Raw genomic sequence first — 15,457 nt, 5'->3', positions numbered from 1 at the left:
TCTGCACTCCCAGCAGCTAAAGAGTGAGGCGTATTTATGGCCAAGAAACCCCAGCCACACGAGTTGACCCCGGAACAGAAAACTGCACAGCTCAAACCTCGGGAGCATCAGCTGGGGGGGGCTGAAGTCCACACGGGTAATGAAATCATCATCGGTTGGGAAAGCACCTTGAACGAGGCGCCGGTCAGCGCTGAGGCGTCATCACCAACGACAGGGCAGGAGCCAAGCCACCTCTCTTCCCATACCATCGACGATCGTCAGTCAGAATCTAGGCTCCCTGTCTCGGGCCTTAAGAGTGTCCTCGAGTCACACGCGCATCATCCGGTTCCACCCTCGTCTGAATTGAGCCGCCCTGCAGGGCGGCTGGTGGACCAACCGCTGGTATCGGGCCATGACACAACCGCATTTTACGATTCAGTGTCGGCTGACCCCAAAACCGCTGAGGTATCTCCATTATCTTGGCAAGCTGATGCAACTGACAGTCAGCCATCAGGGGATATCCCGTCAGCCATATCCGGCACGCTGTCACCGCAAGTACTGGCTGCCCATGATGAACAATCACCGCCGACCTATTTCCAGTTGCAAGGTGTGGTGCAGGGTGAGGTCACGGAAGATCAGGGGGTCGACGCGTACGGCGCCCTGACTGTTACGGGCCATCCCTCCAGCGATCTGCTGTGGTATGTTGCCTCAAGGCAGGGAGTATTCGGGACGCTGGATATTGATCAGCAAGGGCAGTGGCATTACCAGCTTGAAAATAGCAGTAGCAAGGTACAGGCGCTGGTTACCGGGCAATCGATGGCAGAGAGTTTTGTGGTGTTGGTGGCCGATAACACCGGGGTTACCCATATGACCCAGCTACAGATCCGGGTCAATGGCAGTAATGATCTTCCCGTGATGGCGGTGGTCACCCCGTTGGATACCCATGAGGGGGGACTTGCGGTGCATGGCCAGTTGAGCGCGACCGACCTTGATGCTGGCGATCAGTTGATATTTAGTGCGGCTCATCCGGTGGCGGGTTTTGTGCTCCATGACGATGGCCAATATGTCTTCGACCCATCGTCTCCTGTCTACGATCACCTCAAATCTGGCGAACAGCAGATCCTCGATATTCCCGTAGCGGTGACAGATCGCCAGGGGGCGCAGGATACCCGCATCTTGCGGATCATCCTGACGGGTTCTAACGATGTGCCGGCGCTCCAGGTTGAGGTACGATCCGCCCAAGAAGATGTGCCCCCCCTACATGGACAGTTGCTTGGCACGGATCCGGACAGGGGAGACACCCTGGTCTACAGCACCAAGCTTCTGGTGCCGGGATTCAGTTTGCATACCGACGGCAGCTACAGCTTTGATCCGAGCCACGCCAGCTATCAACATCTGGCTGCGGGTCAGACCCGGGATGTCATGATCCCGATTACCGTAACGGACAGCGTCGGTGCCAGCAGCACGCAGAATCTGACCATCAAGCTGACCGGCAGTAACGATGGCGCGACCATTGCCGGAGTGAGTAGCGGCAGCACCAGCGAGGACAACACGCAAGCCGTCACCGGCCAGCTCACCATTACCGACATAGATGATGGTGAGGCGTACTTTGTGGCGCAGAGCGGGGTGGTTGGCACTTATGGCACGTTCACGATGAACGAACAGGGCCAGTGGCGTTACCTACTCGATAACCGTAAGCCTGACGTTCAGTCGCTCAAAACAGGTGGCCAGGTCACTGACAGCTTCACCGTGCACAGTGCGGACGGCACGGAGCACACCGTCACTGTAACGATCACGGGTACCAACGACGCCCCCACGGTGGCGCATGCGCTGACCACTACAACCGCCGCTGAAGATGCCGCGTTCAGCTTTGGAATTCCCAAAGATACCTTTGCCGACCTCGACACCGGCGACACCCTGACGCTGAGCACCGGCAGCTTGCCGGCCTGGCTGCACTTCGATGCTGCCACGGGCACATTCAGCGGCACACCGGCCAATGGCGATGTAGGCACTCAGCACATCACGGTCACCGCGACTGACTGCAGCGGCGCGCAGGTCAGCAGTACCTTCGATCTAGTGGTGAGCAACACCAACGATGCGCCCATGCTAAATTCGATTGCCTCTGTGCGCGTCACCGAGGACTGCGCGCAGGCTACGGGTCAGTTCACCGCCACCGATCCGGACACCGGCGACACGCTCATCTACAGCATTGCGCAGCCGGTCGACGGTCTCACCGTGAATGCCGACGGTAGCTGGAGTTTTGATCCTGCTCATGCGAGCTACCAGCACCTGACTGCAGGCCAGACTCAGGTCCTGACCATTCCCGTGACGGTCACCGACAGCGCCGGTGCGACCAGCACGCAAGACCTCGTGATCAAGGTCAATGGCACGAACGACGGTGCCGTGATTGCTGGCACCGATGTGGGCACCGTCACGGAAGATCAAACAGCAGGCGGCAGCCACTACCTGCAAACCACCGGCACGCTCAGCGTCACCGATGTGGATGCGGGCGAGGCCGTGTTCCGGGCGGGCACATCCACCGGCCACTACGGCGATCTGGTGCTGCACCGTGACGGCCAGTGGATGTATCAGGCCGATAACAGCATCGGTGCGGTGCAGGCGCTTAAGGCGGGTCAACAGGTCACCGAGAGTTTCACTGTGCATAGCGCCGACGGCACCACGCACACGATTACTGTCACGGTCACTGGCACTAACGACTCCCCAACGGTGACTCATGTACTGACCACCAGAACGGCCACCGAAGATGCCGCCTTCAGCTTCGGTATTCCTGCGGGCACCTTCTCCGATATCGACACCGGCGACGCGCTTACCTTAAGCACTGGCGCCTTACCAGCCTGGCTGCACTTCGATGCAACCACCGGCACGTTTAGCGGCACGCCCGCCAACGGTGATGTGGGTACGATACCCATCACGGTCACGGCTATCGACAGCAGCGGCGCGCAGGTCAGCACCACGTTTAATCTGGTGGTGAACAACACCAACGATGCACCGATGCTGAGTTCGATTGCCTCGGTGCGCGTGACCGAAGACGGCGCACAGGCCAGCGGCCAGTTTACGGCCACCGATCCGGACACGGGCGATACGCTCACCTACAGCATCTCGTACGCCGTCGACGGCTTCACCCTCAACAGCGACGACACCTACCAGTTCGATCCCGCGAATGCCGCGTACCAGCACGTAGCGGCGGGACAAACACAGGTGCTGACCATCCCTGTCACCGTGACCGATGCCGCGGGCGCCACCAGCACCCAGAACCTGAGCATCACCGTCACCGGCACGAATGATGGCCCGATCATCGCCGGCCTGAACACCGGCAGCACCAGCGAAGACAGCCCCCAAGCCGTCACCGGCCGGCTTACCATTGCCGATGTGGATGACGGCCAGGCGCACTTCATCGCGCAGAATGCCACCGCCGGCAGCTACGGCAGCCTCACCCTGACTGAGGACGGCCAGTGGAGCTACCAGCTCGACAACAGCAAGGCAGCCGTCCAGGCACTCAAGACCGGCGAGACCGTCACCGACAGTTTCACCGTCACCACGGCCGACGGCACCACCCACACGGTCAGCGTCACCGTGGCGGGACGGGATGACGGCGCCGTTATTGCGGGCACTGACACGGGCACGGTCACCGAAGACACGTCCGTCACCCGCGGCCACCTGCAAGCCAGCGGCCAGCTCACCGTCAGCGATGCCGACACCGGCGAAGCCCACTTCACCGCGCAGATCGATGTGGCCGGCAGCGCCGGCTACGGGCACTTCAGCCTCGATTCGACAGGCGCCTGGACCTACAGCACCGACAACACGCAAACGGCCATCCAGCAGCTGAAGGCCGGCGACAGCCTCACCGATACCATGACGGTGGCCAGCGCCGACGGCACAACCCACACCGTGACCGTCACCCTGCACGGCACGAACGATGCGCCAGTGCTGGCGGCACAAACCCAGGCGGTCACCGAAGACGGCACACAGCTCAGCGGCCATATGGTCGCCACCGATGTGGATGCCGGCGACACGCAAACCTTCAGCATCGCCCACGCCGTCGGTGGCTTCACGCTCAACGCCGACGGCAGCTACAGCTTCGACCCCAGCCACGCCAGCTACCAATACCTGGCGGCGGGCCAGACCCAGTCTGTCCTGATCCCGATCACGGTGACCGACAGCGCCGGCGCCACCAGCACGCAAAACCTGACCATCACCGTCACCGGCGCCAACGACGGCGCCGTGATCGGCGGCGTGAGTACTGGCTCGGTCACCGAAGACACGGCCGTCACCACCGGCCATCTGCAAGCCAGCGGCCAGCTGACGATCAGCGACGCCGATACCGGCGAAGCGCATTTCACGGCACAAACGGATGTGGCTGGCTGCAGCGGCTACGGGCACTTCAGCGTCGACACCGCAGGCGCCTGGACCTACAGCGCCGACAACACTCAAGCGGCCATCCAGCAGCTCAAGGCCGGCGAATCGCTGACCGACACCTTGACCGTGGCCAGTGCCGACGGCACGGCCCACACCCTGACCGTGACCATCCACGGCACCAACGATGCGCCTGTGCTGCAGGCACAAAACCAAGCCGTCACTGAAGACGGCACACAGCTCATTGGCCATATGGTCGCCACCGATGTGGATGCCGGCGACACGCAAACCTTCAGCATCGCCCAGGCCGTCGATGGCTTCACCCTGAACGCCAACGGCAGCTACAGCTTCGACCCCAGCCATGCCAGCTACCAGCATCTGACTGCGGGGCAGACGCAAGCTATCGTCATCCCGATCACGGTGACCGACAGCGCGGGCGTCACCAGCACGCAAAACCTGACCATCACCGTCACCGGTGCCAACGACGGCGCGGTGATCTGCGGTGTCAGCACCGGCAGCGTCACCGAGGACACGGCCGTCACCAGCGGTCATCTGCAAGCCAGCGGCCAGCTCACCATCAGCGATGCCGATACCGGCGAAGCGCATTTCACGGCACAAACGGATTTGGCTGGCAGCAGCGGCTACGGACTCTTCAGCGTGGATACCAGCGGCCACTGGAGCTACAGCGCCGACAACACGCAGACGGCGGTTCAGCAGCTCAAGGCCGGCGACAGCCTGACCGACACGCTGACCGTCACCAGCGCTGATGGCACGACCCACACCGTGACCGTGACGCTGAGCGGCGCGAACGATGCGCCGGTGCTGCAGGCCAAAACACAAGCGATCACCGAAGACGGCACGCAGCTCAGCGGCCAGATGGCCGCCACCGATGTGGATGCGGGCGACACGCAGACCTTCAGCATCGCCCACGCCGTTGATGGCTTCACGCTGAACGCTGACGGCAGCTACAGCTTCGACCCCAGCCACGCCAGCTACCAGCATCTGGCGGCGGGGCAAACGCAGGCAGTGGTGATTCCAATCACCGTGACAGACAGTGCCGGCGCCACCAGCACGCAAAACCTCACGATCACCGTCACCGGCAGCAACGATGGCCCGACCATCGCCGGCGTGAACACCGGCAGCACGGCTGAGGACAGCAGCCAAGCCGTCACCGGCCAGCTCACCATTGCTGATATGGACGACGGCCAGGCGCACTTCGTCGCGCAAAACGCCGCCGCCGGCAGCTACGGCAGCCTCAGTCTGGCCGAAGACGGCCAATGGAGTTACCAGCTCGACAACAGCAAGGCGGCCGTCCAGGCGCTGAAGACCGGCCAGACCGTTACCGACAGCTTCACCGTCAGCAGCGCCGACGGCACCACGCACACGGTCAGCGTCACCGTGGCCGGCCGCGACGATGGCGCCGTCATTGCCGGTACCGACACGGGCAGCGTCACCGAAGACACGGCCGTCACCACCGGTAATCTGCAAGCCAGCGGCCAGCTCACCGTCAGCGATGTTGATACCGGCGAAGCCCACTTCACCGCGCAGACTGATGTGGCCGGCAGCGCCGGCTACGGGCACTTCAGCGTTGATGCAGCTGGCGCCTGGACCTACAGCGCCGACAACACGCAGACGGCCATTCAACAGCTGAAGAGCGGCGAATCGCTGACCGACACCCTGACCGTGGCCAGCGCCGACGGCACGACGCACACCATCACCGTCACGCTCAACGGCACGAACGATGCGCCAGTGCTGGCGGCACAAACCCAGGCGGTCACCGAAGACGGCACACAGCTGAGCGGCCATATGGTCGCCACCGATGTGGATGCCGGCGACACGAAAACCTTCAGCACCACCACCGCTGTCGACGGCTTCACGCTGAGCGCCGATGGCACGTATCAATTCGATCCGACCCATGCCAGCTACCAGCATCTGGCCGCTGGCCAGACGCAGGATGTGGTGATTCCGATCACCGTGACCGACAGCACCGGCCTGACCAGCACGCAGAACCTGACCATCACCGTCACCGGCAGCAATGATGGCCCGCTGGTGGTGGCAAACACCGCCGCCAAGGCAGTCGATGCCGGGACGATCAATGAAGACGCGCCGCACGTGTTCAGCGAGGCCGATCTGCTGCGTCTTGTCGGCGTCAGCGATGTCGATGATGGCACCAGCTTGCACATCGTGGCCGGCTCGCTGACCAGCACGCATGGCACCTTCACCGGCGACGCGGCGCATGGCTTCACCTTCACCCCGGCGGCCAACTACAGCGGCCAGGACGTGGACCTGAAGTTCAGCGTCACCGACGGCACGGCAAACCGCGAGGCCTTTGCCACGCTGGACATCACGCCGGTGGCTGATGCGCCCGACCGCTTGGCGGGCAAGCCGCTGGCCAGCAACTTCGACGATGCCGCCGGTGCGGCGGGCTGGCAGCCCAAAGCGGGCAGAACGCTCGACCTGCAGTGGGGAAGCCCTGTCGGCGGGCAGGCTGTCGTGTTGACGGATAGGGCCTCCGATCAACTCCATCAGGACCTCGACACCTTTGCCGGACAGCGTGTGCATCTGTCATTCGATGTCATGGCAACTAATCACATTTCCGTTCCCCTGCAGGTGCTATGGGAAGGCAAGGTCGTCGCGGACATCAATCCGAAGTTTGCCTACTGGGAGTCAACCCATACCGAACTGGATCTGGTGGCAACGGGACCCAATTCCCGACTGGAGTTCAGAACAGACGGCAATTACTACACCGATGGACGCCAGGTTCGACTAGACAATGTTAACCTGCGGTTCGACGACATCCGCTCGGATCGCGAGGGCATCACCAACCACGACCTGCGGCTGCAGCTCGGCAGCGAGTTCGCCCTTACCGACAGCGACGGCAGCGAGAGCGTCCATTACCTGATCAAGGGCCTGCCAGTTGGCTTCACGCTGACCGATGGCACGCACAGCGTCACGGTGGGCCAGGCCGACCAGGAGATCGACACCCGGGGCTGGCAACAGGATGCCCTGCGGGTGCAGGCGCCGCACGATTACACGGGCGCGGTGGACATCCAGGTCACGGCCCGCAGCGAGGAGGCGGGCAATGCGGTGACCGCCGATTCGCAGATGCTGCCGATGCGGCTGAGCTTTGAATCGGCCGATGTGTTGAGGGTGATCGAAGACACGCCCAAGACCTTCAGCGCCGACAAGCTGCTGGCACTGGCCGGCGTGGTGCAGATACCCGGCGAGCATCTGACGCTGAGCGATGTGCTGGTCGATCCCGCCTTCGGCCACTTCACCCACAACAGCAACGGCAGCTGGACCTTCACCCCGGCGGCCAATGTGTCGGCCGATCAGGTGCCGCTCACCCTCACCGTGGCCGGTGGCACCCAGCCGGTTACGGCCTCGCTGGCGCTCAGCATCGCGCCGGTGGTGGATGCCCCGGTCAGTGGCGGCGGACTGACCGTCAGTACGGATTTTGATCATCAAGGCGTCGGCGGCGATGGCTGGGCCTTTGTCGATGGCACCGGCATGGGTTGGCACACCGATTATGCCAAGGGCATCCAGGTGGGTCAGGACAAGCTTTATGGCGGCAGCAGCACCAACCAGATCGTCGAACTAGCAGCCAACGCGGGCAACAACATCTATCGCGACCTGCCCACCACGGTTGGCCAAGCCTTGCACTTCGGCTTTGACTTATCGGCGCGCGCGGGCAACACGGTCGCGGCGCTGGAGGTGCTGTGGGAAGGCAAGGTGATCGACACGATCACGCCAGGCAGCTCCTTTGGCCTCGTGCACCATGAATATGATCTGGTTGCCACCGGGGCCAATTCGCGCATCGAACTGCGCGCCACCGGTGGTGATGGCCGTTCGATCATCGACAACATCGCAATCAGTCCGCCGCCGGTGGTGGGTCTGGTCAACCATGCCGTGTCTCTGGATGTCAGTCAGGCCTTCCACCTCGCCGATACCGACGGCAGCGAGACCATCAGCTATCTGATCAAGAACTTGCCGGTGGGTGCCACGCTTAGCGATGGCAGCCACAGCGTCACCGTTGCGGCAGCCGGGGAGGCGATCGATATCAAGGGCTGGCAGCTGGATACCCTGACCCTGCAGGCGCCCAAGGATTTCGAGGGGCAGCTCGATTTCAAGATCAGCGCGACTGCCGAAGAAGGTGCCACGCACGAGACCGCCATGTCGACGGAACAGGCGATGCGTCTGACCTTCGTGCATCTTGAGACCGCGGAAGACACGCCGAGAACCTTCAGCGAATCCGAATTGCTGCAATTGGCCGGCATCCGTGCGCCTGCCGGACAGACCTATGCGCTCGGCGATGTGCAGGTGGACCCAGTGTTCGGTCACGTCACGCATGATGCCGACGGCAAATGGACGTTTACCCCGGCAGCCAATGTCTCGGCGGATCAGGTTCCGCTCACGCTCACGGTCACCGGAGGTGCGCAGCCGATCACGGCCCATCTGCCTCTCAGTATCACGCCGGTTACTGACACTCCAGTCCTCTCGCCTGGCCTGCAGGGCAGCTTGACGGATTTCGACAGCTTGGCACTGGGCAGCAAGGGCTGGGACACGGTCGATCCGACTCCCTTTGGTTGGCACACCGATGGCGGTGGCCGTGTGGAGGTGGCGCAGGACAAACTTTATGGCGGCAGCAGCAACACCAACGTTGAGGTTGGTCTGATCGCCAATGCCGGCAAGAACCTCTACCAGGACCTGAGCACCGGCGCAGGCAAGGCGCTGCATCTGGCCTTTGACCTGTCCGCCCGGCCCGGCTTCGGCAAGGCGCAGCTTGAAGTGCTGTGGGAAGGCAAGGTGATCGACACGATCACGCCGGGTGCCGACGGTTATGCGATGCAGCATCACGAGTACGATCTCGTGGCTACGGGCGATACCTCGCGCATCGAGCTGCGTGCAGCCGGCAGCGGCGATGTGCGCGCCCTGCTCGACAACATCCAGATCAGTCCGGCCTTGGTGCAACTGGCCCAGGTCAACCACGACCTGCATCTGAAGCTTGATGACTATGTCCATCTGGCCGACACCGATGGCAGTGAAACCCTGAGCTATTTGATCAAGGGTCTGCCGGTCGGCTTTACCCTGACCGATGGCAGTCACAGCATCACCGTCACGGCCGCCGATCAGGTGGTCGATACGAAGGGCTGGCAGCAAGACGCCCTGAGCGTGCAGGCGCCCCAGGACTTTGCCGGCTCGCTGGACCTGCGCATCAGCGGCCGCAGCGAGGAGGGCAGCACGCACCAGACGGCCACGTCAGCCGAGTTGCCTGTGCGTCTGAGTTTCGAAAGTCTTAGTACGTCGGAAGACACGCCGCTGACGCTGAGCGAGAGCAAGTTGCTGGCGCTGGCAGGCGTGGTGCCGGCCGCGGGCGAGCATTTGAGCCTGACTGATGTGCAGGTGGATGCGGCCTTCGGCCAGTTCAGCCACAACGCCGACGGCAGCTGGACTTTCACTCCTGCGGCTAACGTCAATGCCGACCAGGTGCAGTTCACAATGACCGTAAGCGGCGGCAGCCAGCCCATTAGCAGTTCACTGCAACTGAGCATCACACCGGTCAATGACGCGCCGGTGCTGGCTGCACAAACGCAGACGGTGACTGAAGACGACAGCTTGCTCCGCGGCCATATGGTCGCCACCGATGTTGATGCTGGTGACACTGGGATCTTCAGCCTCGCCAACGCGGTGGACGGCTTCACGCTCAACGCCGACGGCAGCTACAGCTTTGATCCTGGACATGCCAGCTACCAGCATCTGGCCGCTGGCCAGACGCAGGATGTGGTCATCCCGATTACCGTGACCGACAGTGCGGGTGCCACCAGCACGCAGAGTCTGACCATCACTGTGATGGGCCGTGATGACATAACCGTTATCAGTGGCGATATCGCCACCACCCTGACCGAAGACCAAAACGTTAATTCCCAAGGCAATCTGGAACACTTTGGCAAGCTCAGCGTCAGCGCCTCTGATTCAGGTACGGCCGAGTTCGTACCACAGAATGCCGTGCAGACCCAATACGGCCGCTACACCATCGACCAGACGGGATTTTGGCTGTATGAAGCGGACAACAAGCAGGAGGCCATCCAGCAACTCAAGACCGGCGAACACCTGACGGACAGCTTTACCGTGCACCGTGCCGATGGCACGGCGCAAACCATCACTGTGACCATCCAGGGTCAGGACGATGCGGCGAGGTTCTCGGCGGTTCAGAACTATTCCGATGACATCTATATCCCGATCGGCGTGTCCTTGATGAACGCCGGCCCTAAGGAGTTTTTGTATATCTCCGAAGTCCTGCTGGCCAACCAGTTGCCGCGTAACTATGTCACCGCAGAAGTGGCGATCACTACGCCAGGTGGCATTGGACTTCGCTCACCGGATGGCAGTATTTCTGTGATTTATCACAGCACGGGTGGTGTGGCGAACGTGCCACTGATGGATTTGCAGGCCTGGCATAACAAGGGCGCTGGTTATGAAGTGGTGGTAGTCGACCATCCTGGTGGAGAAATTCAGATTTATGCCCACGATCAGGGAAATCCTAACCTTCTTTCTGGATTTAATGCTTATGTGACTGGTATTTCCAATCCTGCGCAGGCTTCACTGGGCTTTAATCCCACGATGCACGATGTCTGGGCCGCCAGTGTCGGTGCTGCCGTGCAAGGCGCTGCGGTCATGCCGCCGGCCATTGCACCACTGGACTTCGACAGCGGTCATGTGTTGGAGGACAACGGTCAGCAGATTTCCGGTTTCATCGAGGTTAAAGATGCGGACGCTGGCCAGTCGGCGATGACGCCTCAAACAGACACCGCCACCCACTACGGCCGCTTCAGCATCGACGTCAACGGCGACTGGGTCTACCAGCTCGACACCCAACGCCCCGAAGTGCAGCAACTGGCCGATGGCCAGACCTTGGTCGACACCATCACGGTGCTGAGCGAAGACGGCACGGCGCATGAGGTGGCAATTACCATCCACGGCCAGAATGATAGTGCAGCGATCGCAGGAGCCGACAGTGGCCGAGTGGTCGAGGACGATCACGTTACGGCAGCTGGCACGCTCGTGGCTAAGGGCTTGCTCACGGTGACGGACGTCGATGCCGGTCAGGCTGCCTTTGTGGCGCAGAGCGATGTGTTCACCCAGTACGGCTATTTCAACTTGGCGGCAGATGGCCACTGGACTTACACGGTGGACAACAGTCGCGCTGACATCCAAGCTCTCAAGCCTGGCGGCACGCCCGGTGAGACGGCCGATGTGTCACTGCTGCTCGCGCAGGTGCTGGGCCAGTCGAATGAAACTGGCTTCAAGGCGGTGGCTGAAGCGCTCACGCAACAGCAGCCAAACGCTGCGGCCGGTGTGCTCGATCTGAGCATCCAGGGCGCGGCCATCGTGCTCAGCGGTCCGGCTGGCACCACGCCGGTGGTGTATGTGATGGACGCAAATGGCCGCGCCAATATCGGTGTGGATGAACTGCTGAGCTGGCTGCATCAGGGCAAGGGCTATGAGCTGCATCTGCAGGGCAGTCAGAGCGATGTGCAAGTCTTTGTGCATGACCGCGGCGATGCGGGAGATTTGCATCCACTTCCGCTGAGTGCGGCAACTGTCCTGAACGATCCGGCCAGTGCCGCCCAGCATCTGGCATTGAGTTGGCAAACTGCCCCGCTGCCAGCCGAGTTGAGCGAAACTGTCACGGTGCACAGTGTCGATGGCACCGAACACATCATCAATCTGAGCATCGTCGGCACAGCCGAGAACGCGGTGATTGCTGGCGTGGATAGCGGCAGCGTGACCGAAGATGCCCATGTCACTGGTACCGGCCAGATCGAGGCTCACGGCAAGCTCACTATTCAGGATACCGATGGCGGTCAAGCCGCCTTCACCTCGCTGCACCAAGTGGCCGGCAAGTTTGGCCATTTATCGCTGCAGGCTGACGGGCTGTGGACCTACTCCGCCGACAACAATAGCCCGGCACTAAACGCGCTTAACAAGGGGCAATCTGCTGTTGAGACCTTCGTGGTCAAGAGCGTGGATGGCACGGCGCACACCCTCAGCATTACGGTCAACGGTGCCGACGAGAAGCCCGATCTCTGGCCAGAGATCGCTCGCAACCTGATGGCCCAGAGCGGGGGGGACACGCGTGGCTACCACGTGATCGCCGAACGCATGGCCGCCGGTGACTCGAATGGCCTGCGCGATGTAGTCATGAACGTCTACGACGGCAAGCCCACCGTGGTCGATGCCAGCGGCCATGTACTGCACACCTTTGATAGGTACAGCAAGTTTTTCGGCTACTACGTGCCGATGAACGAGCTGTGCGAGCAAATCAAGGCACATCCGGGGGCCATGTTGGTGCTGCAGGGCAGTGTTGGCGGCAACGCCAACTACTACTTCCACGATGCCAACAACGAGATGTTACTGAACTTCAATGGCGCCTATAGCTACGAGCCAGACAAGCGCCCAATAGGCGGCCTCCCCATCAACGGCATACCGCATCCTGGCGCCAGTGTCATCAGCAACACGCCCGCCCAGCTTGGCGGCGCCGACAGCGGCAGTGTGCTGGCCGATGGCGATGCCCTGCTGCAAACACAAGGCCATCTCACGGTGCTAGATGCCGACGGTGGCCAAGCGCACTTCACCGCCCAGCAAGCGGTGCAGGGGCAGTACGGTAGCTTCAGCATCGATGCCCAAGGCAGTTGGCACTATCAGGCCGACGGCCATGCACCAGCACTCAGCCAGCTCTCTGCAGGTCAGCTCCTGAGCGAGACATTTACCGTTCACAGCGCCGATGGCACCGCGCACACCATCACAGTGCAATTGTTTGGCGACAACGCGTCAGCGGCGGTGATTAGCGGTGCCGATACCGCCTCACTGAGTGAGGACCAGGCTGTGCAAGCTGGCCAGTTGCGGGCATCCGGCCAGCTCAATATCACGGATAGCGATGCCGGGCAGGATCATTTCAACGCCCAGAACGATGTAGCGGGTAGCGCCGGACTGGGGCATTTCAGTTTGGATACCAGTGGTGTATGGACTTACAACGTTGACAACAGCAAGCCGCAAATCCAGCAGCTCAAGGCGGGCGAGACGGTGCCAGACACACTGACCGTCAGCAGTGCCGATGGCACCACGCATCAGATCACCGTTACGCTCAGCGGCAGCAACGATGCGGCGGTGATTACCGGAGCAGACAGCGGTGCGGTCAGCGAAGACGGCGGCCTCAGTGCCTCCGGCAAGCTCGTCATCAGTGATGTCGACAGCGGGCAAGCCAGCTTCACGCCGCAGCATCAGGCCGCGGCCCATGGCAGCTTCACGCTGATGGCCAGCGGCGACTGGACTTATACGCTGGACAATCGCAGCGCCGCAGTCCAGGCGCTCAAAACTGGCGAAAGCTTGAGCGACAGCATCACGGTGCAGAGCGTCGATGGCAGCAGCCATGTCGTCATTGTGCGCATCAATGGCGCCAACGATGCACCAGTGTTGCAAGCGCAGAGCCAGACGGTGGCCGAGGACGGCAGCGTCCTGCAAGGTCAGCTGCAGGCCAGCGATGCCGACCACGGCGAGCACCTGCAGTTCAGCACCAGCGCCCAGGTCGCCGGCTTCAGCCTCCATGCCGACGGCAGCTACAGCTTCAACCCGGGGCATGCCGATTACCAGAGCCTGACAGCGGGCCAGCAGCGGGACTTATCCATCCCCGTGGTGGTGACGGATGCCAGCGGCGCCCATGCCACGCAGATGCTGACCCTACACATCACTGGCAGCAATGATGGCGCGGTGATCAGCGGTGTCGATACCGGCCATGTGCAGGTCGGGGGGCAAGCGCAGGTCGACGGTCAACTGCAGGTTAGTGATGCCGATGCTGGGCAGGCGGGCTTCCAGGCCAGTCAGGTTGCGGGGAGCTTCGGCAGTCTGTCGATTGATGCCCAGGGCCGCTGGCAGTACCAACTTGATACCAGCAACGCTCAGGTGCAGCGCCTGGGTTGGCAGGACCGTGTGACAGATAGCGTGAACGTACACAGTCTGGATGGCACCGCTCATGATGTGAATATCCAGGTGACCGGTAGTGCTTCTGTCCCCTTGTACTCTTCAGTGCAGCCACACAGTGGCATGGATGCTTATGGGAATATATTGGCCGCGGTGCACGGAGCAGGATACCAGTATCAGGGGTTGGCTGATGCTCTTGATAAAGGGGACTCCATTGTTGTTGCCAATATGGCGCTGAGCATTAGCGGGTCTCATGTCGAGGTGATCGATACCGCAGGCAATGTGTTACAGACATTTTCACCGATCGGGGTCGATTATGCGGCAACCATGTCGATGCGTGATCTGATGCAATGGCATGCACAGGGATTCGGGATTGTCGTGCATGAAGATAGCGGGATGGACTCGACACGGATGTGGCTGCATAACATGGGTGATCCGCACAATATCAGTGTTTGGCTGCCGGATGGCACCGGGTTTGATGGTTGGACCGACAAGTGGACATTTGGCGAATTGCCGCTGAATGCCATGCCTGCGCCAGCACCAGCACCAGTTGTCGCATCCGATGAACAGAGTGTTGATCTGACGGATATGCAGCCAAGCCAATCCGCGCACGTGAATATAGAGGTCACTCCCGTTGCCGGGCATGATGCTCCACAACAATTGATACCTGTATCGTCAGATATGACTGCATCAGATGGGGTTTCAACAGGCGTTGAGATCAATAACGAGCAACAGATGGGCATAGCGCCTCATGTGGCAGATTATTGGCAGTTTGCCGATCTGTCCGGTGTAGTGCAGGGAGACAAGTCAGACGGGCATCCGTTTGTTGATCAAGTCTCGGGCTATCTGGATGCTGCAGGTATTCATGTTGAGGGGGGGGCGCAGGTGATGCCGCCAATGCCGCCGGTCGAAGCGCTCATGGATCAGCATGTGAACGGGAGCAACGATGAACACCACATGACATCACTGAATGAGTCTGTTACTGGTAGTGAAACGGGTGAGCCATTGCTTGCGCCAGAGGACCCCAGTCATCAGCATCACGGTTAATTCATAGCACCAAGTGGTGCGCCTGCATGGTTGGTAGTAGCAAAATGAAATGGAAGAGGTCGCAATTGCGGCCTCTTCA

General features: G+C 61.4%; 1 protein-coding gene. It reads left to right on the top strand.

Annotated features, from left to right (window positions below; translation table 11 throughout):
- Nucleotides 1-36: 36 nt before the first annotated feature.
- Complete coding sequence (locus ACTG2U_RS04340; RefSeq protein WP_439974093.1) at nucleotides 37-15,378, top strand: VCBS domain-containing protein; 15,342 nt, start codon at nucleotides 37-39, stop codon at nucleotides 15,376-15,378.
- Nucleotides 15,379-15,457 lie beyond the last annotated feature (79 nt).

This window comes from Aeromonas sp. 95A (assembly GCF_051919235.1).
GTDB classification, from domain to species: domain Bacteria; phylum Pseudomonadota; class Gammaproteobacteria; order Enterobacterales; family Aeromonadaceae; genus Aeromonas; species Aeromonas veronii.
This window is presented reverse-complemented; position numbering and strand designations above follow the sequence as displayed.